27 protein-coding genes are annotated in these 26,248 nt (G+C 60.8%); 11 read left to right on the top strand and 16 right to left on the bottom strand.

Features of this window, described 5'->3' with window-relative positions:
• Positions 1-6: 6 nt before the first annotated feature.
• Both ACPPVR_RS34205 and ACPPVR_RS34200 read right to left on the bottom strand, forming a co-directional pair.
• Entirely contained in the window at positions 7-2,157 is a 2,151-nt protein-coding gene (locus ACPPVR_RS34205; RefSeq protein WP_426610924.1) for a CHASE2 domain-containing protein, read from the bottom strand.
• Positions 2,158-2,175: 18 nt separating this feature from the next.
• Positions 2,176-2,844 carry a hypothetical protein gene (locus ACPPVR_RS34200; RefSeq protein WP_426610923.1) on the bottom strand — a complete coding sequence of 223 codons (669 nt, stop codon included), beginning with the start codon at positions 2,842-2,844 and terminating at the stop codon, positions 2,176-2,178.
• A 384-nt stretch (positions 2,845-3,228) separates the two neighbouring features.
• Here ACPPVR_RS34200 and ACPPVR_RS34195 point away from each other — a divergent pair, with 384 nt between their 5' ends.
• The 3 genes from ACPPVR_RS34195 to ACPPVR_RS34185 all read left to right on the top strand — a co-directional run bounded on the left by ACPPVR_RS34195 (position 3,229) and on the right by ACPPVR_RS34185 (position 4,641).
• A complete protein-coding gene (locus ACPPVR_RS34195; protein ID WP_426610922.1) occupies positions 3,229-3,675 on the top strand; it encodes a hypothetical protein in 447 nt (148 codons plus the stop codon).
• Between the two features lie 126 nt (positions 3,676-3,801).
• Positions 3,802-4,086: a hypothetical protein gene (locus ACPPVR_RS34190; RefSeq protein ID WP_426610921.1), complete on the top strand. Its 285-nt coding sequence runs from the start codon at positions 3,802-3,804 to the stop codon at positions 4,084-4,086.
• A 126-nt stretch (positions 4,087-4,212) separates the two neighbouring features.
• On the top strand, positions 4,213-4,641 hold the full coding sequence (locus ACPPVR_RS34185) for a CHRD domain-containing protein (RefSeq protein WP_426610920.1): 429 nt from the start codon (positions 4,213-4,215) through the stop codon (positions 4,639-4,641).
• Positions 4,642-4,695: 54 nt separating this feature from the next.
• On the opposite strand, the gene ACPPVR_RS34180 is transcribed toward ACPPVR_RS34185, so the two are convergent.
• From ACPPVR_RS34180 to ACPPVR_RS34170, 3 genes are all read right to left on the bottom strand, one after another.
• Positions 4,696-5,061 carry a VanZ family protein gene (locus ACPPVR_RS34180; protein WP_426610919.1) on the bottom strand — a complete coding sequence of 122 codons (366 nt, stop codon included), beginning with the start codon at positions 5,059-5,061 and terminating at the stop codon, positions 4,696-4,698.
• 131 nt (positions 5,062-5,192) lie between these two features.
• Positions 5,193-6,785 (bottom strand): EAL domain-containing protein, encoded by a 1,593-nt coding sequence (locus ACPPVR_RS34175; protein ID WP_426610918.1) that lies wholly within the window; start codon positions 6,783-6,785, stop codon positions 5,193-5,195.
• 884 nt (positions 6,786-7,669) lie between these two features.
• On the bottom strand, positions 7,670-7,843 hold the full coding sequence (locus tag ACPPVR_RS34170; RefSeq protein WP_426610917.1) for a hypothetical protein: 174 nt from the start codon (positions 7,841-7,843) through the stop codon (positions 7,670-7,672).
• 583 nt (positions 7,844-8,426) lie between these two features.
• On the opposite strand from ACPPVR_RS34170, the gene ACPPVR_RS34165 reads away from it, so the two are divergent.
• Positions 8,427-8,582 carry a hypothetical protein gene (locus ACPPVR_RS34165; protein ID WP_426610916.1) on the top strand — a complete coding sequence of 52 codons (156 nt, stop codon included), beginning with the start codon at positions 8,427-8,429 and terminating at the stop codon, positions 8,580-8,582.
• A 226-nt stretch (positions 8,583-8,808) separates the two neighbouring features.
• A complete protein-coding gene (locus ACPPVR_RS34160) occupies positions 8,809-9,078 on the top strand; it encodes a hypothetical protein (RefSeq protein ID WP_426610915.1) in 270 nt (89 codons plus the stop codon).
• 18 nt (positions 9,079-9,096) lie between these two features.
• Here ACPPVR_RS34160 and ACPPVR_RS34155 read toward each other — a convergent pair whose 3' ends face one another.
• From ACPPVR_RS34155 to rfbA, 3 genes are all read right to left on the bottom strand, one after another.
• Positions 9,097-9,303: a hypothetical protein gene (locus ACPPVR_RS34155; protein WP_426610914.1), complete on the bottom strand. Its 207-nt coding sequence runs from the start codon at positions 9,301-9,303 to the stop codon at positions 9,097-9,099.
• A 90-nt stretch (positions 9,304-9,393) separates the two neighbouring features.
• Entirely contained in the window at positions 9,394-10,458 is a 1,065-nt protein-coding gene (gene rfbB, locus ACPPVR_RS34150; protein ID WP_426610913.1) for a dTDP-glucose 4,6-dehydratase, read from the bottom strand.
• Positions 10,459-10,469: 11 nt separating this feature from the next.
• Entirely contained in the window at positions 10,470-11,351 is an 882-nt protein-coding gene (gene rfbA / locus ACPPVR_RS34145; protein ID WP_426610912.1) for a glucose-1-phosphate thymidylyltransferase RfbA, read from the bottom strand.
• Positions 11,352-11,436: 85 nt separating this feature from the next.
• Here rfbA and rfbC point away from each other — a divergent pair, with 85 nt between their 5' ends.
• The 3 genes from rfbC to ACPPVR_RS34130 all read left to right on the top strand — a co-directional run bounded on the left by rfbC (position 11,437) and on the right by ACPPVR_RS34130 (position 13,427).
• Positions 11,437-11,991, top strand: coding sequence for a dTDP-4-dehydrorhamnose 3,5-epimerase (gene rfbC / locus ACPPVR_RS34140; protein WP_426610911.1), 555 nt, complete (start codon positions 11,437-11,439; stop codon positions 11,989-11,991).
• Between the two features lies 1 nt (position 11,992).
• Positions 11,993-12,889: a dTDP-4-dehydrorhamnose reductase gene (rfbD, locus tag ACPPVR_RS34135; protein ID WP_426610910.1), complete on the top strand. Its 897-nt coding sequence runs from the start codon at positions 11,993-11,995 to the stop codon at positions 12,887-12,889.
• 115 nt (positions 12,890-13,004) lie between these two features.
• On the top strand, positions 13,005-13,427 hold the full coding sequence (locus tag ACPPVR_RS34130) for a hypothetical protein (protein ID WP_426610909.1): 423 nt from the start codon (positions 13,005-13,007) through the stop codon (positions 13,425-13,427).
• 23 nt (positions 13,428-13,450) lie between these two features.
• On the opposite strand, the gene ACPPVR_RS34125 is transcribed toward ACPPVR_RS34130, so the two are convergent.
• Complete coding sequence (locus ACPPVR_RS34125; protein ID WP_426616238.1) at positions 13,451-14,179, bottom strand: metallophosphoesterase family protein; 729 nt, start codon at positions 14,177-14,179, stop codon at positions 13,451-13,453.
• Between the two features lie 167 nt (positions 14,180-14,346).
• A complete protein-coding gene (locus ACPPVR_RS34120) occupies positions 14,347-14,526 on the bottom strand; it encodes a hypothetical protein (protein WP_426610908.1) in 180 nt (59 codons plus the stop codon).
• A gap of 445 nt (positions 14,527-14,971) precedes the next feature.
• Between ACPPVR_RS34120 and ACPPVR_RS34115 the strand changes: the two genes are divergently transcribed.
• Entirely contained in the window at positions 14,972-16,396 is a 1,425-nt protein-coding gene (locus tag ACPPVR_RS34115; RefSeq protein WP_426610907.1) for an undecaprenyl-phosphate glucose phosphotransferase, read from the top strand.
• 120 nt (positions 16,397-16,516) lie between these two features.
• Here ACPPVR_RS34115 and ACPPVR_RS34110 read toward each other — a convergent pair whose 3' ends face one another.
• From ACPPVR_RS34110 to ACPPVR_RS34085, 6 genes are all read right to left on the bottom strand, one after another.
• Positions 16,517-17,236, bottom strand: coding sequence for a hypothetical protein (locus ACPPVR_RS34110; RefSeq protein ID WP_426610906.1), 720 nt, complete (start codon positions 17,234-17,236; stop codon positions 16,517-16,519).
• A 58-nt stretch (positions 17,237-17,294) separates the two neighbouring features.
• Entirely contained in the window at positions 17,295-19,544 is a 2,250-nt protein-coding gene (locus ACPPVR_RS34105) for a polysaccharide biosynthesis tyrosine autokinase (protein ID WP_426610905.1), read from the bottom strand.
• 27 nt (positions 19,545-19,571) lie between these two features.
• Positions 19,572-20,198 carry a hypothetical protein gene (locus tag ACPPVR_RS34100; RefSeq protein WP_426610904.1) on the bottom strand — a complete coding sequence of 209 codons (627 nt, stop codon included), beginning with the start codon at positions 20,196-20,198 and terminating at the stop codon, positions 19,572-19,574.
• A gap of 215 nt (positions 20,199-20,413) precedes the next feature.
• Entirely contained in the window at positions 20,414-21,052 is a 639-nt protein-coding gene (locus ACPPVR_RS34095; RefSeq protein WP_426610903.1) for a transglutaminase-like cysteine peptidase, read from the bottom strand.
• Between the two features lie 160 nt (positions 21,053-21,212).
• A complete protein-coding gene (locus tag ACPPVR_RS34090; protein ID WP_426610902.1) occupies positions 21,213-21,851 on the bottom strand; it encodes a hypothetical protein in 639 nt (212 codons plus the stop codon).
• A 64-nt stretch (positions 21,852-21,915) separates the two neighbouring features.
• Positions 21,916-23,271, bottom strand: coding sequence for an O-antigen ligase family protein (locus ACPPVR_RS34085; RefSeq protein WP_426610901.1), 1,356 nt, complete (start codon positions 23,269-23,271; stop codon positions 21,916-21,918).
• A 378-nt stretch (positions 23,272-23,649) separates the two neighbouring features.
• On the opposite strand from ACPPVR_RS34085, the gene ACPPVR_RS34080 reads away from it, so the two are divergent.
• Together ACPPVR_RS34080 and ACPPVR_RS34075 are read left to right on the top strand one after the other, a co-directional pair.
• On the top strand, positions 23,650-24,870 hold the full coding sequence (locus ACPPVR_RS34080) for an acyltransferase family protein (protein ID WP_426610900.1): 1,221 nt from the start codon (positions 23,650-23,652) through the stop codon (positions 24,868-24,870).
• An 8-nt stretch (positions 24,871-24,878) separates the two neighbouring features.
• Positions 24,879-26,246, top strand: a complete 1,368-nt coding sequence (locus tag ACPPVR_RS34075) for a hypothetical protein (protein WP_426610899.1) — start codon at positions 24,879-24,881, stop codon at positions 26,244-26,246.
• Positions 26,247-26,248 lie beyond the last annotated feature (2 nt).

Here is a 26,248-nt window from a genome sequence, read left to right as displayed (position 1 = left end):
GCGGCGCTACTTCCCTTCCAGCGTATTCACCGGCGTCCAGTCTGCTGGTGGCGGACTAGCCGCCATTGCCCGGGCGCGCCTGGCAAAATATCTGCACGGCGGATCGTCGCCGGCCGCACTTTCGAACACATCGGCGGCTTGCGCGAAGTCACGGGCTCGCCAGCACGCAAGTCCCTTGGCGTAAACGGACGCGCGCAGGGCTTGCTCTTGCGTCTCCTGGTTCATGTCGGCCAGCGGCTCGTACACCCGGATCGGCTCGTCACGCCCCTGCACCCTGACCGTGTCCAGCTCGCGCCAGGTGTAGGCGCCATGGCTTTGGCTCATTGTCATTTCCGAGGCCATGATCGTCGTGCCAAAATATTTGTTGGCACCTTCGAGCCGCGAGGCGAGGTTCACGGTGTCGCTCATGACGGTGTAGTTGAAGCGCCGGTGCGAGCCGATATTGCCGACCACGGCTTCACCGCTGTTCAGTCCGATGCGGTGGGCGAGGCCGCGGCCCTGGAACGCGGGATGGCCGTGGTTGAGCTCCGCCAGCCGGTCGCGGCACTGAAGCGCGGCCGCGACCGCGTGCCGGGCATGATCAGGATCGTCGGCCGGCGCGCCGAACATCGCGACGACGGAATCACCGATATATTTGTCGACATAGCCGCCATGGCTTTCGATGATGTCGGTCATCGCGGACAGATAGTCGTTCATCAACGCGACCAGCTCGCCCGGCGTCATCTTCTCCGCAATCGAGGAGAAGCCGCTGAGGTCGGAGAAGAACATGGTGATGTTGCGCATTTCGCCGCCGAGTACGGGCATATTGCCGGACGCGACCATGCTGTTGATCACCTCGGGCGCGAGGTAGAACGCGAAGCTCTTTCGCAGAAAACGCTCCTCCCGATCGGCGATGATGAAGCGGTAGCCGATCATCATCGCGAGCGCGGTGAGACCCGCGACCACGGGCTCGGTCAGGGGCAGCGCGACCGCACGATCGAACAGGGCAAGGGCGATACCCGCATAGATGGCGACAAGCGCGAGCCACGTGATCGCAGCTCCCGTCGGCGCCAGTAGGCACGCCGCCAGTGCGACGATCGCCGCGAAGGCAATTGTCAGAATGGTTCGCGTGGGGAAGCCGAGCTCGGTCACCCCATCCTGATCCATCAGATTGCGCACGACCGCAGCATGAACGAACACGCCGGCGATCTCGCTGCGCGCCTTTTGTGCGGCGCCCGCCGGCGCGGGCACGGCGCACCGCGCCGCCGGCGTTCCGTCATATCCGCCGGACAGCCGCATCGAGGTGAGCTTGCGGTCCTCGAAATTCAGGATGGTGCCGAGCAGCACGACCTTGCCATCAAAGGCGCGGCGGAAGAAGTCGTGGTCGCCCTTCTCGGCGCAGGCGCGCAAATCGGCGAAGGAATAGGCTGGGACGTCGCGGCCCATGCCGCGGAAGTTGAGCGTCAGCGTGTTGGGCACCGCGCTCGGGATGGCATAGCTCGACAACCCAGACACGCCGGATGGCCCAGTCTCTGGCGTTGCGCCGAGCGCGCGCGCGGCGAGCTCGGCGGCCATTGCAGGGACCGGCTTGCCGTCGATGGAAAAGCTCAGCGGCATCCGCCGGATGACGTCGTCGGGGTCGGTGTGGACGTTGAGGGCACGGACATAGTTTTTCACCGCGAGGCGCTGTGCGGGGTAGGGTGTGTCTGGATGGTCGTTGCTCAGGATCTCGCCGAGCACCAGCTTGCCGCTGTCGGACAGCTTCCGCAAGGCGATGAGATAATCCCGGTCAAACCCTTTCATGCGGGTGCCGAGCGGTGAGTCGCCGAAGGGAATCTCTGACTGCTCGATCGAGCTCGGAAAGATCACGTCGAAGCCGATCACCTTGGCGCCGCCTTCGGTGATGCTGCCGAGCACGCGGGCGATCTCGCGTGTCCAGGTCTGAGTCGGTGATCCCTTGAAGGGCGGGGTGTCGTAGGTCTCGCCGTCGATCGCCACCACGACGACCGGCGATGTCGCGGGATCGCGGCGATCGCCGATCAGCTTCCAGCGCAAGGCCGTGAGGATGTCGAGCGAAAGGCCTTGCAGCGTCTGAAGCGGGGGCGACGTGAAGATCGCGCCCGTAACGAGCGCAATCAGGATCGCCGCAACGATGTCCCGCCTGCCGATCCGCCGCATCGCGATGTCGCAGGCTCTCTATTCAAGCCGCAACAGGCGGCCGACGATCGGCGTCGGCGACGAGGTGGCGCTGGCATCGACCTGGAAAGCATAGTGCTTGGCGCCGAGCGTCGCGAGATAGGTGCCGCCGGGGGTCAGCGACTTCCCGGCCCTGGTCAAATCATAGAATTTGCCACCAACCATGAAGTCGCTCTTGAGCGGCACGCTGATCGTGGGCTCCTTGCCGTCGGTGCGCTCGATCACCAGCGTGCTGCCGCTCTTGGCCTGGATCAGCGGCGCCGTGCCGTAGATCGTCGGCAGCTTCGACGGCGTGCCCTTGGCGTCGGACCGCATGGTGCGGAACGTGGTTGCCGCACTCTGGTTTGCTTCGCGTTCGGAGAGCTGCGCCGCATTGGCGTCGCAGGGCACCTTGACCCGCTGCACGTTGCCGAGCTGTACGGTGCTCTGCTCGGCGCCGACCAGGACGACGCCTTCGCTGATGGTCTCGCGCAGGCAGGATTTGAGATAGCTGAGTGTGATGCCTGCCTTGGGGCCGAGCTTGATGATTTTGCCGGGCGCCACATAGTCCATGAACTCGACGCCGTCGACCTTGCCCTGGACGTCCTCGACGATCGCGGCCGGCGTCTCCGCGAGAGCGGGGGCCGCGAGGCAAAACACGCCGGCAATGGCGCCGATCAGGCTTCTCATGGGCTTTCCGATCCAATTCGAACGATACGCGACTGATCCACGTCCTGCCGCAACGTTAGCAGAGGTTGCGGCAGGCGCGTGTGATCAGACTCACTCTTGTTATTGGTGCACTCTAGCAGGAAGAGGTTCAAACCGGTGATGGCAGAAAACGGTGCCGTAGCAAAGCGTTACTGGATACGCCGTGTCAGACCGCCACGGGTTCGAACCCGCGGACGATGGCATAGATCTGTTCTGACGCTGCTGCCTGCATCGCGCGCGGCGCAGGCAATTTGAGGAATTGGCTTTGCACGGCATTAACCGTGACGGAATGCGCGCCGCAACAGTCATTGTCGCGCCCAAGAGTTGGCTGCAAATACGTTTGAATTGTACGGCGGATGTTTTTTCATGCTGAGAGACGGCAAATACGCTGCCTGGTTCAGAACCTCGCGTGGTCAGGGCACTGGCCTCGTCGATTTAACCGAGGGGCGAATTTCGGGCCGCGATAGCTTCTTCACCTATGGCGGCTCCTACCAGGTCGATCAGCAACGCTTCACGGCTGTCCTGACCGTGAAACGGCATGCCGAGGGCAATCCCAGCGTGTTCGGTCCGGACGAGGTCGAGGTCAATCTCACGGGTGTGTGCAGCGGTGCGGTGGCGACCTGCACGGGGACGGCCAAGGAGGCGCCTGATATCAAGTTCGAGGCGACGCTGATCTACAGCCAGGAAGATACGCCCGCGGCAGACGCCAAATGCGCGGTCGTGAAGCTCAATGCCGACAAATTGCCCAAGGGCCTCGACAGCCGATCGCGGCCGCACCATCCGTTCGCGCCGCCCAGGACGCCTTTGTCCTGACGCTTCCCGCTCTTTAGCTTTGCGTTGACGCTGTTATCGCGAAAGCATGTCGCGACGGCACTGCGGCAAGAGTGCTTTTAGATGTCAAATCTAGGTTGCGGCCCATAACAAAAGGCGGACAGGGATATGCCTCAGATCTGGATGACATACGACGAACTCGCGACACTCAGCGGCTGTAGCGCTGCCGAAGCCAGGGTGCAGGCGCTGCACCTGTCGCTCGATCGCCGCAAGAGCCGCGATGGAAACACCCGCGTCAAGTTGAACCCAGCCTTGATGGCCCGGTTCTTCGAGACCATTCGCGAAACCGAATTCGATCTCGATCATGCGATTGCGGCGCTGCGGGAAACCCATCGGCAGATGTCCGGGGTTCTCACGGCCGATCCGGCGAGCCTCACGCGCGGCGTGGCGTAACTCCGCCGCTGCCGCAGTCGGCCTCGGTCGAATCAGGCATACTCACCCAGCCGGAATTTGGTGCGGCCTCTGGTGTTTCACATCGGATCAGGTCGAAACTAACAGAATCCAGGCTGGGAGATTGCCATGAAGAGAGCCGCGTGCCTTGCGGGGGTGTTGGTTTTTGCGCTCCCGGTTCTTCTCGTGACGGCGGTCCGTGCCGAAGTGATTAAGTTGCAGGGGGAGCTCAAGGGCAGCAACGAGGTGCCGCCCAATGCGAGCTCCGGCTCCGGCAAGGCCGAGGCGGCTTTCGACACCGATACGAAGGTCCTGACCTACACGGTCACTTATGCCGGTCTGACTGGTCCCGCGCTGGGCGCGCATTTCCATGGACCCAGCGAGGCCGGCAAGAATGCCGGCATCGCGCTCCCGTTCAAATCGGCGCAAACCCCAATCCAGGGCACGGCGACCCTCACCGAGGCGCAGGCTGCCGATCTGCTGTCCGGCAAATGGTATGCGAACATCCATACCGCGGCCAATCCGGGTGGCGAGCTGCGCGGTCAGATGACGAAATAGGCTGTCGGATTTGTCCGCACATCGCGCCCGCGATGTGACTTGACGCGACAGGCGTCAGGACGGTGGTCTGGGCAGGAACGCCAGAATGGTCTGGGCGAGGATGACACCGACGGTGCCGCCAGCCGCCTTTTGCAGCACGTCGAGGAACCCCGGATCGCGGTCGGGCGTCAGCGCCTGCAACAATTCGAGCCCGGCTGCGACGGCGATCACGAACGCGCAGGCCAGCTTGAAGCGACCCGGCAGCAGGAAGGACAGCAGGAAGCCCAGCAGGCCGTAGGCGCTGAAGCGCTCGATGACGACGACCCAATAGGCTTCGGCATGGCCCATGAGCGCCGGCCTGCCCGCAAGCTTGGCAAGCGTGGCATAGACGATCAGCGCGAGGCAGATGGCCGCGGCCGCGATAAGATGGTTTCGGCGCATTGCCGCATCATAGCAGCTCTGTCGGCGTGCCGCTCTCGAAAGCGAGAATATCGTTAAGGTGCGCACATCGCCGATGCAGCGTTCATGACTGCCTGTCGCCGAGCTGTCCGAATTCGGGCCTGTTGGGTCGGTCAAGCCACCAGCGCGGCGTCGTCGACCGGAGCTGCGACGGCAATCGCCGTACGCCGCGACGCCATCAACTCGCTGAACTTCGCAAAGGGCAGGGGCGCGGCGACGAGATAGCCTTGTCCCTCTTCGACGCCGCACGAGATCAGCGCGCGGACCTGCTCCTCGGTCTCGACGCCTTCCGCGATCACCGTCATGTGGAAGTCCTTGGCGAGCGCCACCAGCATCTCCACGATCGTCGTGGTCGAGGCGTCCACCGTGATGGTGTCGACGAAGAACTTGTCGATCTTGATCGTGTTGGCGCCGAGGCCCTTCAGCCGCGACAGTCCGCTATGGCCGACGCCGACGTCGTCGATGGCGACGCGGAAGCCGTAGTCGCGCAGCTCGCCCACCACGGCTGCGGCGCGCGCGAGATCCTCGAGCTCGTCCCGCTCGGTCACCTCGAGCACGATCTGCCGCGCCGAAACCCGCGCCGCGGCGACGTTGCTGCGCAGCGTTTCGACGAAGCCTGTGCCCAGGATGTGCTTTGGCACGACATTGAGCGAGAGTTTGAAATCCTTGTCGGCCTTGAGGTGAGGCTGGAGGTCGGCCAGCGCGCGGCCGAGCAGTTGCCAGGTCATGGCTTCGATCCGTCCGCTGGATTCCGCCAGCGGAATGAAATTCATCGGCGGGACCACCGTGCCGTCTTCGCGCAGCCAGCGCGCCAGGATCTCGCAGCCCCTGATCTCGCCGGTCCGAAGATCGAAGATCGGCTGGAAATAGGGCTTGAACTCGCCGCGCGCCAGCGCGCGATCGAGATCGGCGACAGGGCCTTCCATGCGCCGGGTCCGCGCCAGGAGGAGGCCGAACAGGGCGCCGAGGCCGAGCGAGACTGCCAGCGCCGGCCAATAGGCCTCGCTGTTCCACGTCGACAGTACGGCCTTGTCGACGCGGATGACGGTACGCAGCGGATAGCGCGCCGAGCTCTTTTCGAAATCGGCCGGATGCGCCAGCGCCTTGTCGGCGTCGAGCCTGAACTCGCCGAGCTGTGCGCCGTTCGTGAGCGCGAGGAGAACCTCGCCGCGGGCGCGCAACTCGGCCGGCATGATGTCGAACAGGCTGGAATTGATGCCGAGGATGGCGACCAGCGCCTTCTTGTCGCCGATGTCCCTGAGCACGCCAAGCGCGTCGCCGCCGAACTGCTCGACGCGGAACAGCATCAGCTTGGAATCGCGCGAGGCGAGCATGTCCGTCCGATCGACCCAGCCCTTGTCGAATTCGAGCGTCTCCGAATAGGCCGAGCAGATCACCGAGCCGTCGGAATTGACGAGACGGACGTCCTTCACGGTCGAGCGCTGATAGACGTGGAGGCGGATCGCCTGGAGCGAGGCCGCATCGCATGTGGCGAGCCCGCGGCCGGCCAAGTCGTCGAGGCTCGCGGTGGCAAAGTCGATGGCGAATTCGGATCGGCGCAGCACGACTTCGGTCAGCCCGTCGAGCTGGCGTGCTTGCTGATCATGGATGAATCGCGTCGCGGCGATGTGACCGGCAAGGCCGAACGTCGCCATGCCCGCAAGCACGAGCGCTGCGAATGACAATTTCGGCCGTGCTGCTTTCATCCGGCCCGCGGAGGTTAAGAGAGGGTTACCCGGACTCTACCTCAGAGCCGCTAAAATAGGGTTTAAGGCCATCGCGCTTGCGGCCGTGTAAACCGAAGTTCACGGAGCATTCGACAGGGATCAGCGAGGGTCCCGGTCGCGATCGTTTGTCTGGATGACGTCAGATGCGACGACGCAAATGCCATCTCACGCCGATGGGACAGAGCTGGTGAGGGCGGGCGCCAATTTCCCAGCCGTCCGGCCTCGTAACCCACAGCCTCCACGCCACGAACAAGATGTTCATGGCGAACCAAATGGACACCATAACAAGGAAAGAGTTTGCCATGACGGCCTTCGCCTCCAGCATGCCTTTCCGGAACAATGCTGAGGCGGGCCGAGAGTTCCGCTTATGTGCGTAGGGCGGCGCGACGGTCAACGCCGATTGTAGGACCAACCTTTGTCGACGTTGGTCGGCCAGCGGGCTGCGAAGTATGGATTCTTGAGGCAGTTGCGTGCGGGATCATAGATCCTGTCCGCGCATTCGTGGAAATTCAGGAATCGGCAATCGAAGCCAAACGCACACCATGGCGCCCCGTTCGGGAATCCGAACCGCACGGGAACTTGCGCCGACGCCACCGAAGGCAGACTCAGGAGCAAAGCTACGGCGAGTGCGCGGAACAACATGGTGCAATCCTCCAACAGACTGTCGAGCGGATACCGAGGCCAATCAAGCGACCGTTCTCCGCCAAAAAGAGATGACGTTCAATCTTCATCGTTGGATAGTCTAACATCCGCGCGTGGAGAGATCGAGAGCGCCGAAGCGTTCGGGATGCGTCGTTTGGCGGCTTCGATTCATCAGGTGATGACGGGAGGCGCCCGCGTCCACGAATTGTCGTGTACGCCCGCTAGCTCTTCTTGCCGGCCTTCGACTTCAGCGCCAGGCCGAGACGCAAGGCCATGCGCTTGATCGCGTCGGGCGAGCGTCCGAGCTGCTTCGCCGCGTCTTCCAGCGACGTCGAAGACTTGGCCAGCTCCATGAGCCGGCGGTCTTCCTTGAACGACCAGGGCTTCCGCGCCATAACCGAAATGATCCTCTCGCATCGACACAACGACAAAGCCGCCAAGCGGACCCATGGCGCTCGACGGCTTTGCTTGGGTGGGGCCGGGCCCTTGGGGGAAGCCCGGTGCGGAGACGGATATTCGATTGGTGAGACTTCGCAACAAACAACGCGGATTAAGCTAACTGCTCAACCTTACCGGGATAAAATCGGCGCGGAGGGCTCCGTATAACTCCGGGGTTTTCGTCAGCCGAGTCCGATCCGCGTGTGACGGTAGCCGCCATCGAGGATGTTCTGCCACCAGTCTGGTCGCCGCGGAACCATCTCTCGGTCTTCCGCTTTCGAAATCCTCGCAGGCCGCGGAGACGAGATCGCGTGAAAGTTGCAAGTCTTAAATTGGATCAAATTTCGTTCAAGCCCGTCATGAAAAAAACCGTTCCGTTGTTCGATGCCGCACGGCGCATCGATTCAAAATTCGTTGAAGAGCGATACTGCGAGGGAGATCGCATGCGCAGCGGACGTTTCTCGCCTGCGTCCGTCACGAGATCGTCGAATTCGTTCGGCTATGATCGTGTGAACGATACGAACAGACAAGAAGATCGAGATGCTTCAAAAAGCACTGTCAGCTATGCCTTTTGCGAAGATGAGAGAACGGGCCTTCGAGGGAATTTTCTTCAGTATCGCGCTGATCGCAATGGCCGTGTGGGTCTATTTCATCGTCCTGCTGTCGGTGAAGTTCTTCTTCTGGGTCGTCGGTTGATGCGAACGATCAGAACACGAGCACGGTGCTGCTCAAAAATTCCCGCCCCTGACGACAAAATCAGCGACCGTCATCATGATCTCGACACAACTCGAAGATGAGAATGTTCGGGGCCCGAATAGAGGCGGCAGACGCGCTGCTAATGAAGGCCTGTCAGCGTTCGTTCGGGCCTGCGGTTATCGTCTTGATGGCTTGAGCGGTCCGTCGATCGCGAAAGAGGAGCGCCATGACTGGCTTCAGGAACAATAATGCGCCGCGGCGGTATTTTGTCGATGCGATTGGCAGGCGCGTTCTGATCGGTCTTACGCTCGAGGAGACCTTTGAGTTCGAACGGCTCGATAGCGAGTCGGATGGCGGTCGAACTGAGGCAATATGGATTGAGTGCGGTTCTCAGCCTGCCCCCGGTGAGAAGCGCTGGCTGGAGCTTTACGCCAAGCATGAAGGCGCTTGGAAGGTCTGGATGGCGCAGAGCCGCGTCGATCAACCCTATCTCTAGACTTCTACGGCCGGAAACCTAGGCCCACTCGTCCAGACCCGGCGGCGCGGGAAAAAGCTTCGCGAGGCGATCCAGCCCCATTCCGCGCGCCCTTGCATCGAGATCATGCCGGGCCATCACCTGCCTGAACTTCCATTCCGGGCCAGAAAATTGGTCCGCGGCCCAGATCTGCGGCTTCGGACGGCCATCCAGGCCGCGAATCCAGACGAAGTAGTATTCGTCCATCCTTGTGCGCGCCCCTTCCGCAGGTCGACGCGGTCAGCCTGCCGCCGGTGTCTTGCACGACGACAGGTGCCGCGAAAGCGTGTCGATCCGCTATCCCAGACCGATACGCTTCTGCTGATAGCCGCGATCGAGAATGGATTTCCACCATGTCTGGTTGTCGAAGAACCAGCGAACCGTCTTGGCCAAGCCGCTTTCGAAATTCTCGTCAGCGCGCCATCCGAGTTCGCGCTCGAGCTTCGAGGCATCGATCGCGTAGCGGCGATCGTGACCGGGACGGTCGGCGACGAAGGAAATGAGGCCGCGCCGCGAGGCCGCGGTGCCCGGTGACATTTCATCCAGCAGGTCGCAAATGCTCTCCACGACGTGCAGATTGGTGCGCTCATTGCGGCCACCGACATTGTAGGTCTCGCCGACCGCGCCGCGCTCGAGCACGAGGGTGAGCGCCTTGGCGTGGTCCTCGACGTAGAGCCAGTCGCGGATGTTCTGCCCATCGCCATAGACCGGCAGCTTCTCTCCGGCGAGCCCCTTGATGATGATGTGCGGAATAAGCTTCTCGGGGAAGTGATACGGCCCGTAATTGTTCGAGCAGTTCGTCACCATTGTGGGAAGTTCGTAGGTCTCACGCCAGGCGCGGACGAGATGGTCGGATGACGCCTTGCTCGCCGAATAGGGTGAGTTGGGCGCGTAGGACGTCGTCTCGGTGAAGTAACCGTCCTTGCCGAGCGAGCCGAACACCTCGTCGGTGGAGATGTGGAGAAAGCGGAACTGTGAACGGCGATCCGGGGTCAGGTTCCTCCAGTATCGTAGCGCCTCCTGCAGCAGCGTGAAGGTGCCGACGATATTGGTCTGGATGAACTCGCCGGGGCCATCGATCGAGCGATCGACATGGCTCTCGGCAGCCAGATTCATCACCGCGATGGGCTGGTACTTTTCGAACAGCTTGCGAAGCGACAGAGCCTCGCAAATGCATTGCTTTTCGAAGGCATAGCGCGGATTTGCTTCGGCACCAGGAAGTGACTCGAGGTTCGCCGCATAAGTCAGCTTGTCGATGTTGACGACGCGCGCGTGCGTGTCCCGGAGGAGATGACGGACGACTGCGGAGCCGATGAAACCCGCACCGCCCGTAACGAAAATCGTGGAGCCTTCGAATCGCATGGGGATCTGCCTCAGTCGTGAGCGGCGTAGGAACGGGCCACCGATTGCAGATACTCGCCGTAGCTGCTCTTGGCGGTCTTCTCGGCAACCTTCATGAAGGCTTCGAGGGAAATGTAGCCGCGCCGCAAGGCGATCTCCTCGGGGCAGGCGATGCGCAACCCCTGGCGCTGTTCCAGGATCTGAACGAAGTGACTGGCTTCGACCAGCGAGGCGTGCGTGCCCGTGTCGAGCCAGGCAAACCCGCGTCCAAGCACTTCGACGAACAGGTCGCCGCGCTCGAGGTAGGCGTTGTTCACGTCGGTGATCTCGACCTCGCCGCGCGCCGAAGGCTTGATCCCTGCAGCGATGTCAACCACGGCATTGTCGTAGAAGTAGAGGCCGGTCACGGCCACATTCGACTTCGGCTGCTTGGGCTTTTCTTCGATCGAGCGCGCGCGCCCGTCACCGTCGAGCTCGATCACGCCATATTGTTCGGGTGAGTTGACGACGTAGCCGAAGACCGTGGCGCCGCTCTTGCGTGCAGCGGCCTTGGCGAGCATCTCGGGAAGTCCGTGCCCATAGAAGATATTGTCTCCGAGAACCAGGGCGACGGAATCTGATCCGACGAATTCGCGACCAACAATGAATGCGTCGGCAAGACCGCGCGGGGTTTCCTGTGTGGCGTACGAGAAGTTGACGCCGATCTCCGATCCATCGCCGAGCAAGCGCTGAAATAGCGGCTTATCCTGCGGCGTCGAGATGATGAGGATGTCGCGAATTCCAGCGAGCATCAGTGTCGACAGCGGATAGTAGATCATCGGCTTGTCGAAAACCGGAAGCAGCTGCTTCGATACCACTGTCGTGACGGGATAAAGGCGCGAGCCAGTTCCGCCAGCGAGTATAATTCCCTTCATAGGTCCCTCTGGTTTACCAATTCGAAATTATCAGATAGTGTGCGCTGCACAAGATTGTTGTGCGCGCGGAGCTGAAGTCGCTGGAATGAACGTTATCAAGACGGACCTGCCCGAAGTTTTGATCATCGAGCCGAAGCTATTCGGAGATCAACGCGGCTTTTTCTTGGAAACCTACCAATTCGAGCGTTATGCGCAGAACGGGGTTGCACAGCCATTCGTGCAAGACAACCTTTCACGCTCGCGTTATGGCGTCTTGCGCGGTCTGCACCTACAGAATCCGTTCACGCAGGGCAAGCTGGTCACGGCGCTCCGCGGTCGGGTTCTGGATGTTGCGGTCGATGTACGCGTCGGTAGCCCAAATTTTGGGCGTCATGTTGCTGTCGAACTGAATGAAGAGAATCGGCGACAATTGTGGGTTCCTCGTGGTTTCGCCCATGGTTTTGCCGTTCTCTCCGAGACGGCTGATTTCTTTTATAAGTGCGACGCGCTCTATAGTCCGAAGGATGAGATATCGGTTCGGTGGAACGATCCTGCGATCGGCATCGACTGGGGTCTCGCAGATCCCTCGCTTTCGCCCAAGGATGCCGACGCGCCTTTGCTGGCGGATGTGAAGAATCTCCCGCGCTACGGGGAAATCTGACATGAAGATTCTCCTGACGGGAACTGCGGGGCAGGTGGGCGGAGCTCTGCTTCCGCTGCTTCAGGGGCGGGCCGATATCGTTGCGCCGTCGTTGGAAGAGTTCGATTTCTCGCGGCCAGACGAACTTGCGGGCAAGCTGGATTCGATCAAGCCGGATCTGATCATCAATCCGGCTGCCTATACCGCTGTCGACCGTGCGGAAGACGAGCGCGAGCTCGCGTTTCGGATCAATGCGGAGTCTCCCAGGGCGATCGCCCGGTGGGCCGCGCCCCGCCGCGTGCCACTGGTGCACTTTTCGACCGATTATGTTTTCGACGGCTCTGGCGATCGTCCCTGGCGCGAGGACAGCACTCCGGGTCCGCTCTCGGTCTATGGCCAAAGCAAGCTCGCCGGCGACCAGGCCATTGCCGAGGCGGGGGGGCAGCATTTAATCGCGCGCACGTCGTGGGTTTACGCCGCAACCGGTGCGAATTTCCTCAAGACGATCGTGCGGCTCGCCGGAGAACGCGAGCAGTTGCGCATTGTCGCCGACCAGATCGGCGCTCCGACGACCGCCAATGCGATTTCAGAAGCGGTGGTAGCGATGCTGCCAAAGAGCGACGACGACGTTCGCAAGACGTTCGAGCAGCGAGGGGGGGTCGTCAATCTGGTTTGCGCGGGCGAGACCAGCTGGCACGGCTTTGCGACTGCGATCGTTTCCGGATTGAAGTTGCGGGGCGCCAAATTTGCCGTGAAGGAAATCGTGCCGATTGGTTCGGACGAATTTCCCGTCAAGGCGAAGCGGCCGTTCAATTCGCGCCTTGATCTCACGCGGCTGCGCGAGCGGTTCGGCATCACCCCGCCGAGTTGGCAGCAGGCGCTCGATCGCGAGCTGGACGACCTCAAGGCGACGATCTGAACGTCCTCTGGCCGGTTACCAGGTGGGAGCGGAGCACAACGTTCTAAGGCCTTCAACCTTTGTTAACCATCCAGGGCCCATTTTCCGGTCTGGCGCCTCGAACCGGAATGCACGCATGTTTCAGCTCTTCTTGCGGGCCCGCACTCATAATTTCCTGAAAGACCGTTTTGGCGGAGAGCAGACGTTCCGTGCCCGCTCGCCCGAGCGCGACGCCGAAACCGACCGCACGCGCATTGAAGCCATCATGATCGCCATCGAAGACGCTTTGCACGCGGCAGAGCGGGAGCAATCGGGCCTCAACCGTCGCGTGGAAGACGTGCTGGCGCGCGCGGCCGTGACCTTCGGCAACGGTAATGACGAATATCTCGAGCGCGAGGCGCTGGACAATCACCACCAGGATCTGTTCGACACGGAAATCCTGAACGGCCAGCGCAGGCTCAAGGAACTCGGTGCCTCGATCGCGCATTTCAAGTTTCTCAAGGCCGCGATGCTCAGTCGGTTCCCGGAATACCGGCCGCCGGCAAGCCAGACCAACTGACGGTCCGCACCGCGCGCGCGTTGCTAGATCGCGAGCATGCTGTTGCCCTGAATGGACAGCAGGGTCAGATTGCCGGTCGCATAAGCCCCGGTATCGATGTTGGCCCGGTTCTCGAGCAGCTCGGCTTGCCGCACCGGCGTGTGGCCGTGCACGACATATTTCCCGAAACGCTTCTTGCTCTGGAGAAATTCGTCCCTGATCCATAGCAGGTCCTGCTCGCGCTGCTCGGACAGTGGAACTCCCGGGCGAACGCCCGCATGCACGAAGAAGAAGTCGCCGCATGTGAATGTCGGGCGCAACTGGCGCAGGAACGCGATGTGGTGTGGCGGCATCGCGGATGTGAGCTCGTGCACGAGATCGGACTGTTCATCCGTGCTGAGTTCGGGCGAGGCCGAGATCCCATATGACATCAAGGTCTGCAGTCCGCCGAACTGAAACCAGTCGGTGATGCGCGAGGGATCATCCAGAACCGAGGTGAAATAGGCCTCGTGATTGCCCTTGAGAAAGACCGTGTTGCGATGGCGGCTGCGCTCGATCAGGAGATCGAGGGTGCGACGCGAGTCCGGTCCGCGATCGATGTAGTCGCCGAGAAAAACCTCGATCGCGCGATACGGCCGGCTATTCGCCATGTCCGCGTCGATCACGGCGAACATCTGTTCGAGCAGATGCGCGCAGCCGTGGATATCGCTGAGTGCGTAAATGCGCACGCCGTTCGGCAGCTTCGGCCGGGGCGAGTTCTGAGTCGGGGGCATGACCATGGGGTGCATCTCTTTCAGAGAGCTTCGCCCGAGATGTCAATATGCTATCGACGAAATAGGGCGGCCACGAGCCGCTTTTTTCCCACTCACGTCATATGAGTGCTCATTCGCACGGTTGACGGGGCACCAGCGAAGCGTCGATTTGCCGCGCTTCGGCCCGCCTAACCGAAGCCGCGGCTGTCGAGCGGCGGCGTGGCCTTGCCGCGATAGACTGTCGCACGCGCGCGGACCAGCATCGCGCCGCAGAGATAGCCAAGCTGGAGCACACCCGCAAAGACGAGGATCGCAACAACAGTGTGCGTTGAATTATGCCCTTGCCAGACAGAGGCAGCGCCAATCATCGCCCCGCCAAGAACAATCGCCGGGGGCAGGATGAAAATCCGGAATCGGCCCCCCAGCAACGACCCGATCAACAGACTGAAAACGACTACGGTGCTCACGCGCAACAACTCCCGAAACAGCCACGAGTGTTAACGGCGGCGAGCTAACGTCGGCTTAAGCAACAAGGTTGAACAACCGTTCAAATGCTCGCGCAATATTGAACGAAAATGACGCGATATGGCGCGAAACGCGGCGTGCTGCTCACTTAAATGTCAAGCTCGTGACAGTGCGTTGAGCATCAAGTGTTTGCGTCACTGCATTGCAGAAAATACATTTGATTTCTTTGGTGCAGTGCCGCATTGTTGCTTTGTTTAGTTAAGAGACTGTCGAAGACGCATCGCAAATTTAGATCGACTGTTTGCAATTTCTCGATGGCGAGTGCGTGGACGAGGCAGCGAGGTTCGGATGGCTGTAGCAACTTACGGTTCAGAAAATCACTATTCGGTTTTATCGAACCGTCGCGGTGCCCTCCAAAGACCCCTCCAGATCGCTCTGATCGCGGGCGACTTCCTTGCACTCCTGCTCAGCTATTTCGTGGCGAGCGGTTTGTATGGCCTGCTCGTCGCCGAGCAGGATTCGTCCGTCGGAGCCGGTCTCGTCGTCGCCGCAGTGTTCGTGACGATCGCGTACTTCCAGGGCATCTACGATCACCATCGGCTGCTGAGCACGATCTGGCAGCTCCGCAAGATCCTCGCGGTATGGGGCATCTCGCTGACCATTCTCGCGGTCGAGGCTTTCCTGCTCAAATCGTCCGCGGATCTGTCGCGCGGAACCACGCTGCTGTTTGCCGCGACCGGCGGCGTTGCCCTGGGTGGGCTTCGCGTGTTGTGGCGCGTCGCCTTGAACTCGAGCTATGCCAAGGGCCGCCTGGTTGACCGAAAGGTCGTGCTCCTCAGCCTCAAGCCGCTCGATTTCACGTCGACCCGCTTCAAGGATCTGCGCAAGCACGGCTTCAATGTCGTGCGGCATTTCGTCCTCGATCCGTCAGCAGACGGCGCGGGGTGGGATCACGAGATTCGCGACGTGGTGCGTCAGGCGCGGACGGCAGATGTGGAAGAATATCTCCTGGTCATCGACTGGGACGAAATGCCCCTGCTCCAGAAGCTGAGCCAGCACCTGCGTGTGGTTCCGCAGCCGATTCGTCTTCTGCCGGACTTTCCGATCGCTGATCTGGTCTCGCGTCCGTTCCAGCCCGTCAGCGGCACGGTTGCGATCGAGATCCAGCGTGCGCCGCTCACCGTCTTCGAGCGGGCGCAGAAGCGCTGTCTCGATATCGGGCTCGCCTCGTTCGCCCTGCTTCTGCTGGCGCCGCTGCTGGCGACCGCCGCGATCATGATCAGGCTCGATTCACTCGGCAACGTGATCTTCAAGCAGTCCCGGCGCGGGTTCAACGGCAAGCAGTTCGAAATCTGGAAGTTCCGCTCGATGACGGTTGCCGAGAACGGTCATGTCGTCACCCAGGCGACGAAGAGCGACACGAGGGTCACGCGCATCGGTCGCATGCTGCGGCGGACCAGCATCGACGAATTGCCGCAGCTTTGGAACGTGCTGCGCGGCGAGATGTCGCTGGTCGGACCGCGGCCGCACGCGCTCGCACATGACAACTATTACGACCAGCTCATCAGCAACTACGTGTACCGGCATCACATGAAGCCGGGCCTGACCGGTTGGGCCCAGGTCAACGGTTTCCGTGGCGAGACGCCGACCATCGATCTGATGGAAAAGCGCGTTGAGTACGATGTCTGGTATGTCAGCAATTGGAGCATCTGGCTCGATATCAGGATCATCCTGAAGACCGCGCTGGCGCTGATCCATCAGGAAGCCTACTGAGAGGCCCGCGCCTGCAGTTCATACGCGCGCGCAGGCATCGGTTCCAGATCATATCGACCGTAAGCCCAACACGGGCCGCTTCGGCTAGCATCGCGATCCGTACGACCCGCAACCCGAGGGCTAGTTGTCGCGCAAATAGCGCGGACGGTCGTCGGGCGGATAGCACCGGTGCTGGATATTTCCCCCGGCGCCGCGGACGAGATACCAGAAGGCCAGCCTCTCGCGCTCGGACAGGTCGCAGGTCAGATCCAGAAGCCTGCTGCGTGCTGACGTCGGGGATTTGACGTAGAGCGCGGCGGCGCTGGGGAACAGTCGGTCGTGGAAGACGTCGTTGAAATCCTGTATCGCGGCGTCCGTCAATGCGGGGGGCAGCGCGTCGAATGCGCGGAAGGTCAGGGGCACGCGCATCATTTGCAGCCAGACTTCATGCGGCGCCAGGCGGTAGGATTGGCCGAGAAGCGCGACGGTTCTGGCGGTTAGCCCATCCTGGCGGGAGCCGGACCAAAACAACCCCAGCCATCCCAGCGACTCGGTTGGGGCGCATCCCAACAGGATCCTGCTCGTCCGTTGCACGGTATCAACGTCCGCATCCGCTTGCGCCAGGTCTGTGCCGCGCACGGTCATGTCGGCGGCCGACAATTGCAGGACGAGCAGCTCCCGAAGAGCCTTGGGTTCGCACTGGCGCTGAGCCGCCGGCAGGTTCGTCGTCACGATCTGACGCAGCAACCGCGCGTCGTAGCTTTCGCCAGCGGCAATTTGCCTGGCAACGCGCGATACGGTGGGATCGGTGATGTTCGGGATGGTCGATACCACCCACGCAAGGGCGGATCCCGCCAGCAAGAAGTTGGCGCCTCGCGCGAACCAGCGCGAACCGCTGGACGCGCCGCCGACCTCGTTTTTAGGCTCCCTCGACATAGTACGCGTTGTAGTGCGAGCCTTTGTAGCCTTCGATGCGCTTCAGCATCTTCGGGTTTGCACCATTGAGAACGGCGCCGATCACCTTTTTCTGAATTCCTTCTGAGCTCGACATCGATTCTTGAACGGCCGTTCGCGTCGTGCGGCCCCATTCGATGACATAGACGAACGCGTCCATCAGATGGCTGATCGCCTTGGCATCGGTGACCGGCATCACCGGCGCCAGATCGATGACGATGTAGTCGTATTCGTTTCGCAGCAACGACAACAGATCGGCCATCGCCTTCGAGGCCATGATGTCGGCGGAGTTGACCATCCGCGAGACGACAAAAGAGGGCAGGAAATCCAGCCCGGTCTCCGCGCTGCGCCTGATGTGGTGTCCAACCGATTGCGGATCCTTGAGAGACTCGAGCAGCCCGGTCTTGGCGGTCGGGTCAAGCTCCCTGGTCAGCGAGCGCGTATGAAGGTCGCCGTCGATCAGGAGCACGCGCTTTCCGGTGAACGCGGTCAAGTGCGCGAAATTGGCTGAAACCGTGGTTTTCCCTTCCTTCGGAAGAGAGGACACGACGCCGATGACCTTCACGTCCCGCGACAAGCGGGCGAGATCGATCGAGACCTTGATGTTGCGCATGGTCTCGGCATAGCGCGAGAAGGGATGATCGATGACGTAGCGGGAAAGCTGGGCGCTTGGCTCGATCGGCGTACCGTCCGGCGATCGCGATCCGCGTATCCTCGGCAAGCCCATCGGCCTTGAGCCGATGGCAGGAAGCACTCCGAGACATTTGACGCCGAGCTCGTCCTCGACCTCGCTCGGAGCGCGCAGCACATCGCTCAACATCTCCCGAGCGAAGGCGGCGCCCAAGCCGAAGCAAAGGCCACCGAACAGGGCTCCGATTAAAGAGAGCACCGTTTTGGGAGAGCTCTTGCGATCCGGCTTGACGGCCGTGGCGATGATGCGGGATTCGCTGATCGGGAAGCTCTGGTTCTGCATTGCCTGCTGCTGCTTCTCCAGGAAGCTGTTGTACAGGTTGCGGTAGGTGTCGGCCGCGCTCTCGAGGTCGCGCAGCTTGACCTGCGCCTGTCCCGTGCTGCCGGCCTGGCTGACGAGATTCTTGAGGTTTTCCTCCAGCGACGTCTCGCGGCTCTTGGCGATTTCGTAATCGCTGCGATAGGCATCGCCGATGCGCCTGACCTCGTCTGCGATCGACTTGCGCAGCTCATCCATGCGATTAGCGAGATTGATCGACGCCTGATGGGTCTTGCCGTACCGGGTCGACCAATCCGAATACTGCGCCGAGAGATCGAGATATTGGGCGCGCAGCCGGGTGATCACGGGGTTGTTCAGCGCGTCGGTGACCGTCGGCTGGGCAAGATCCTTGTCGCTGATCGCCTCGATGCGGTCCAGCCGCGCCTTGGCCTCGGAGGTCGCCGCGCGGGCCTGGATGAGCTGCGTGTTCACGTCGGTGAGCTGCTGCTCGTTCATCAGGCCGCGGCTGGTGCCGACGATGTTGTTCTGACTCTTGAAGGTCTGCACGGCGCGGTCGCTGATGGTGGCCTGCTCGCGCAGCTCGGCGCTGCGCTGCTGCAGCCATTCGCTGGCGCGCTTGGTGGATTGGTACTTCGCGTCGAGGGCGCCCACGATATAGGCATCCGCGATCTCGTTGGCGATCTGGGCCGCCTTATCGGCGTCCCGCGAGCGGAAGCTGGCCGACAAGACGTATGTCGTCAGCAGGCGCTCGACCTTGAGGTTGTTTTCAATCGCGGCGACCGTTCCGCGTTCGATGCGTTCCTTCGATGCAGGCCCGTCCGATCCAAAGAGTCCGATGACTTTTCCGATGATGGCCGGCAGCAGGCCCGGATCCGAGCCGTTGAACTCCGGATCGTCCGTCAGATTCATGCGACGGACGACGGACCGGATCAGATCGTCGGAAGTGATGATCTCGACCTGGCTGTCGACGAAGCCGGGGTCGATCAGCGCGTTGGACGTGCCGTTATCCTTGTCGAGCACCTGCGTCTGGCGGGTGTCCATCAGGATGCGCGTGTTCGCCGTATACATCGGCGTCGCCGTCAGCAGGTAAACGAGGACGATCGCCAAAGCGACGCCGGTGACCGCCGCTACGACCGGCCACTGCCGGCGCAAAATCCCGATGATGCGCTCGAGGCTAAGTGTCGATCCCGCCAACTCTAGAGCGGACCTCTCTTGCAGGTGAAATTGCTCTCTGGGCTGATACATCTGAATGTTCATCGACCTGACGTGAGATTATTGGGGGGTCGGCGCAGGAGCAAACGGATCGCCGACATCCGTACTCCATTCGCCAGACATGAGGCTGTTGGCAGGACCAGAAGGATTTTTGGTTGGCGACGCTGGCGCACTTCCCGCCGACGGGGACGCCACCGAATTCGGATTGAATTCGACGGCCTCGAGCTCCGCGGAGTAACCGGAGCTCACGGCCGAGTCCGCCAACTTTTGTACAAACTGACTGATCTTCTGGGCGTTTTCGGGCTTGCGGGGCACACAGATCAGCTGCGCCCGGCGCAGCGCCATGCCGATTGAGGTACGGTCAACATTGGCAGATTCGCTGACGAGATCGCGCACTGCGGACAGAATTGTTATATCGCTCACGACATAGGCGGCGAGGCGACCGGTGAGCTTGGCGCGGTCGCCGCGGACGTCGCGGTCGCGCAGCAGTGACGCAGGCTCGGTCTGGAACACCTTCAAGATGGAGGCGGGGACACGCTGCGACTGCTCGACGCATTGGGCCTCGCAACGGCCGGCGGCGCACACCACCATCAGCAGCGCCAAAACGATTGCCGCGCGAAAACCGCCGATGGCGCGAACGGCAAATTGTCGTCGTTGAGGCAGGACCAAACCACTCACCGCGTTCATTCAAATTGCCGCAGAACTTCGCTCAAACCGAGTGTCGCGCTTAACTATGTCAAATTCTTGTGCGGTGCAAAATATAGTCTGAAGCCCCAGAAATTCATAGCAAATTTCATGATGCGTCGATGACCTGTTGTGAACGCGTACGCGACAACGCCCGCGGCGGGAGCCACGGGCGTTGATATACACGATCCCGTTGAGGAGCGGGATCTGAACCTCAATCAGAGCGACGAACCCGAGAGCAGCGCGACGCGCCTTTCGCGAAGCTTGCGCCCGTGATCGCCGATGTTCACCCAGAAGTGCGGGTTGATGCCGGACTGCATCGAAATCCATTCGTAGCCGAGGGAATTCCAGGGGCGAATGGTCGAGGACAAATTGTCCAGCACCATGTCGCCATCCGGAAGCCGCGCCACCAGCACCAAATGGCCCTGTCCGCCGTCGATCCGCACAACCGCAAGGCGCAGGGCGCTCTGCGGCCATCCCATCGCGATCAATTGGTGTCGCTTGGTGACTGCGTAGTCGTTGCAGTCGCCGGCTGACGGCGAAACCGTCCAATTTGCGGTCACCGGATCCGTTGGCTTGCGCATCGGTGCAATCGATTCGTTGACCGACAGGTTCACCTGACGAAGCATCCCCATGGCGGTGCCGGCAGGCGGCAACGTGCGCTCGCCGGCATCGGCGCCGCATTCCGCATCATTCTTCATGCAGAACTTGACGAAGTTCATCGGCGCAAGTGCGCTATCGAATTCTTCGATGAACGAAGCTTCGGCCGGATGCTGTGCCGAATCCGACTCGGCCTTCGCGGTGTTGCCGGCACATGCGATCAAGGCTGCTAGCAAGGGCGCGTACAACAGTTTCATGTCATTCCCCGTTATCGGTCTATTCTTGACGCAACAGGTCTCGCACAAAGATTTTAGAGCCAGGTTCCCCGAGCCCTTAAAATTGAATGCAAATGACCGGCCACGATTGTGCGTGGCCGGCTTGGTTAATCAATACGCTGAGTTTGATTTCGTTCCGGGCCTAGCGCGACGGGCTAGTGGGCGTGAGTGACGAGGTTCCTGTCGACGCGGCGAACAGGGTCGTTGTTGTCGTCGTCGTCTGGGAGACTGGGCCTGCTCCGGCGGAAAACGAGGGCGGCGGAGGCGGGCTGATCGCGCCGCCTGCACGCGCGTCCGGCGGTGTGCCTTGTCCACCACCTGCAGTCGTGTCGCCGTTGGCGTCCGCGCCCGCGGTTGCCTCGGTCGGGATGTCGCCTGTGATGCCCGTGAACGACTGAATCAGCCCGGGCTTTTCAGTCTTCAACGCGACGGCCTGGATCTGTTGCGCGAACTGGGGCTGCGTCAACACACAGACCGCGGCGGCAGTTCCCATTCCCGCGCCAACTGCCCGGCCCTGGTCATCCGAACTCGCCTTGGCGAGCGAGCCCATGCCTTCAAGCGTTTCAGGCCTGTTGGTCAGCATATCTCGGACCTGAGACGCCAGGCCGCCTTGACCGTCCTTGAACTTGTCCAGGAGGGCCTCAGGCTTATCGAGGAACTGAATTGCCCGTTCGGAGGTCACGGGATCAGGATTTGGAACGCAGCCGGGTTGGGCTGCAAAAGTTGACGTCGCTGCTGTCATCGCGAGCAAGGCAGCCCCGAGCCCCACTGATTTACGCATTCGACTCCCCAGCCATGCAATCGAGTAAAGTATGAATCAACATATTGCCAAAACTGAAATTACGCTACTTTTTTTGCTCGGATGAGGGCCTGCATTGCGCGAGCCCGCAGCCGGTGATCGCCGCAAAAAACACACCGAAGCCTGGAATTTGCAACGAAAAATCGAGGCTCGTATGCAGGAAGCCAAGTGTCGCTACGCTTGCACCGATGATCGGTATGTAGCGGTCGCGCCGCCGATGCAAGCTTCCATTTAACAAATGGTAAAGATACCAGAGACATGTGATCAGAATCAAACAAGCGGCAGGGATGCCCAGCTCAACTGCGAGTTCGAGCGGCGTGCTGTGCGCGCGGTCCCAAACCCCAAGGCTGCCAAGGGTATCCGGCCTGTAGGCCGGAAAGGCGCTTTCGAAGTTTCCGTAACCGATCCCAAGCAGCGGGTGCTCCTGGATCATGATCAATACGGTTCGATACATGGTGAACCGCTGTTCATCCACGAGGCCGTAGGTCAGGATTCGTCCGCCGACTGCGCCGCCGACGAGCTGAAACAGGAACAGCACCGCCACGGCTATTCCTGCGAGCCAGCCCCAGCGGCGAAGCTTGCCAATGCGCAGCGGCGCGAAGAAGAGTGCGGTTGCCAGAAAGACGGTCAAGATCAGCAGTAGGAGTCCCGCGCGAGAACCCGTCATCGCCGTCGCAACCAGGCAAACGACAAAGCCGCCGCCCAGCGCCAGGGGCGAGGAGACGTAGTATGCGATCAGCGCGGTCACCTGTCCCGACGGCGGTCGATTCGGCCGATCCTGGCGATAGATGAAGCGTAACAATGGCAGCAGAAACAGCAGGGCGCAGGTCCCGAAGAAGGTGGCCGCCGTGTTCCTGTTGACGAATGTGCCTGTGATAAAGCCGAGATAGGCCTCCTTGCGGCGGAACAGGAGCGTGGTCGGATCGCCGATTCCCGCGAGGATTCCGTAGAGAGCGTAGGCAAGTCCCGTCCAGGCGAGGATGCGCAGCAACTGCCGCGCATCCTCCGCGTCGCTTGCAATGTAGACCGCTCGCGTGAAGGCAAGCACGAACAACAGCGGATAGCCGAATGCGAGCCATGGAGCGTTGGCAGTGATCGAGACGCGGCCGGGCAGATCTGCTCTCACCGCCCCTCGCGCCACCTCCCATGCGGCATCGACCTCATGAAAGGATGGATTCGGCCATAACTGAACCGTGACCACGGCCGCGACGACGACGAGAACGGCGAATAGCGGCAGCAACAGATAGAAATCATCGAGCGTCGCATTGCGCAGATCGGCGGTGGCGAGGCTCAACGCGAGCAGCGCCGTCCAGATGCAGATCCAAACCGTCTCGGCGGAGCCGAACGGCAGTGGGGCCAGCATGAACACTCCGATCGCCGCAAACCGCGAAGCCTTGTACAAGATCAACTCCCGAGAGCCGCACCGCAGCTCCGCATTCCAGTTCCCGAAATTGGGTGCTCTTTTGCCACATTCGTGCCGAATGAATAGGTTAATTGCACGGTCTCGCGAACATGCAAGGCGCGTAGCATTGACGCCAAAGATGTGTTGCGCGGTCAGCTTCTCGTTCCGCAAATGGCAAGCTGCTCATCCCGCGGGCAAGCGACCGCTTCATCGTCGCTGGCCGGGTGCGTTGCCTGCGGCAAATTAACCGTAGCGTCACGGCTTTCGATGCGGGCGACTCCTCCAATCGAGATGCATGCGACCAGTACCGGGCGGGACATTGTATTCACCTCGAATGCCCAGTAGAAATGCTGCACTGCAAGGTGCTAGGAAATTGTCGTGACGGTGCCCGTTCATCGCGAGAAAGCGCATGTCCTGACTCTGGACAGCATTCGGGGAATTGCGGCGGTCACCGTGGTGATTCACCATGTGGTCCTGATGCCGACCTTCCTTGCGGCGTTTCCGAATCGTGCGTGGATTGACTGTCCGTTCTTCCGCAGCGGCGGATTTCTGGTCGATCTGTTCTTCGTGCTCAGCGGCATCGTGATGTCGTTGGGCTATCTGCAAGCCGATTACGGGCACTTCTCCCTGCGCGAGTTCATGCTTCGACGGTTCGCGCGCGTGTATCCGTTGCACATCGTAATGCTTCTCGTGCTGTTGCTGTTCCGTCTCGCGCGGATCGGGCTCGGACTGGTGATGGCGGGAGTTGTCGTAACTGCTCCAGCGGCTTTTGAAGTCAACAACGGGTATTCGTTTTTCTTGAATGTCTTCCTGCTGCACTCGCTGGGCTTTGTTGACTACCTGAATTGGAATGCGCCGAGCTGGAGCATCAGCGTCGAATTCTATACCTATCTCGTGTTTGGACTGATGCTGCTTGTCGCGCAGCGGTTTAATTCGCTTGCCTGGTTTTACTTCGGGGCCGCCACGCTGGCGATCGGCAGCTGGTTGATCCTCACGATGGTGATCGCGACACCCCAACTGGACGTCCAATTTGATTGGGGCCTGCTGCGATGCTTCACCAGCTTCTTTCTTGGCGTGCTTACTGCGAAAGCGGTAGAGGCGCTGCCGCGCGGGATCAGTCCCGGTTTGCAGGGCGCCATTCAGTTCGCTGCCGTGGTTGCGACCGTTGCGCATGTTTCCCTGACTGAAGCCTATCCGTGGATCAGCTACCTTTTGCCCGTAACCTTTGCCGTGCTTCTTGGCTCGCTCTTGGCGTTTCCTGGGGCCGTCGTCGTTCCTGCCATGCTCACGATCAGACCGCTGTTATGGCTCGGTCAGCGGTCATACTCCATTTACATGGTCCACGCCTTCATCGTGCTTCTTGCCGAGTATTTTGTTCGCGCTGCGGGCAAGCATGCGGTAGCCGGTCTGGAGGCAATCCGTCCAGGACTGGCGCCGACGCTCAATCTGATGATCGTGCTCGGCGCCGTACTCGCTTTGTCGCAATTGACCTATCGGTACATTGAACTGCCCGGAGGCAGGCTGGTGCGAAACATCTTTCGCAGGGCGGCAGAGTATTCGCCGGCACCGGCCAAGCCTTCCACACGCCTGTCGAGCTAAGGACGAATATGACGACGACGATAGCGCTGCGCCGGACAATGCCGCTACTGCGACTTCCGCTGATCATGTGGGGGGGATTCAGTCTCGAAGCGGTTGCGATGGCCACGTATTTCCTGCGTGACGATTTCTCGGCCGCCGCTCGGTATTATCTCTACATTGCCCATCTGAGCCCGCTCTGGTTCGTGCCGGATGGTTTCGGCCTGATCTGCCTTGGCCTGTTTATTCATCGTTGCATCATACAAAATCGCAGCATCATTGCCGTGGTCGTGCTGTTGTGGATTTTTATGTCGCTCGGGATCGGCTATCTCTTTTTGGGCAACGTCACAGCGCTCGCCTCGTCGTTCAAAATGATTCTGCCTGTCTTCATCGGCTTCAGCTTTTGCGATGCTGATACCGGTGCCTACAAAAAGCTTCTGTTTTTGATCTCGATACTGTTCTACGCATCGATCTTCGGCGTGGTCCTGTCGGCTTATTGGAAAGCGCCTTGGCTCAATTATACCTATGAGGCGTTCGGCGTGCAGCGGAAGGCGGGGCGCCTGTGGTGGGCAGGCTCCGAGCAACGGCTCTCCGGCTTTTGCGAGGACAGCACCATCGTCAGCCTCTTCATTCTCGTTTCTTTCGTCATGACTTCGATACGAAAGAACGTGTGGTGGTGCCTGTTTTGCGGCGGGGTTGCTCTCTATGCCTTGAAGTTGACGACGAGTAAGACGACCATGGGCGTTCTTGCCATATATCTGATGGCGCTGATCGTCATCCGGATGATGCCTGAAAGAATGCGCTTCCCGACCCTGAGGATGTTGGCGGCATGGTCCTATGCCTCGATCCTTATTCCTATCTTCTTGATCCTGGTCTTTGGTGGGACGTCGGTCGGTGCAAAGGCTTTTCTCTTCAGCCTGGTCGATCGGATCAACAACAGTTGGCAGAAGCCGTTCATCTTCATGTCTCAGTTGATGCCGATCGGCTACATTACCGGATGCGGTGTGGGCTGTTTCAACTATCCGCAGAATCAGTTTTCAAACCTGACGTCCTATTGGGTGCCGGTCGATAATTTCTATCTCGTCACCTATCTGATGTTTGGCGTGCCATTCATCATCTTCATATTCTTCGTGATCCGTGCGACGTTGCTGACGACCGACATCTACAAATTGTCCCTCACATTCGTGCTGAACATTTTCAGCGTCACGGTGGCCGACTACGGGCCGGCGTCGGGCCTCTTGCTGATGTCGTTTATCTTCAGCGGCGTATTCTCCAAGCGAGCTTCCTTCGTTTTCCAGGGGGGGAAGCCGAAAAGACGCTACGCGTTGCACGCAAATGCGCCCGCTCAAGGCGCGCCAGCAATGGGCGGCGCTACGCCCAGATTAAGTGAATCGGGCTGAAG

It is taken from the genome of Bradyrhizobium sp. McL0616, from assembly GCF_049993385.1.
In the GTDB taxonomy this organism is placed as follows: Bacteria; Pseudomonadota; Alphaproteobacteria; order Rhizobiales; family Xanthobacteraceae; genus Bradyrhizobium.
Note: the sequence above shows the minus strand (reverse complement) of the source record. Positions and strands in the feature narration are given on the sequence as shown.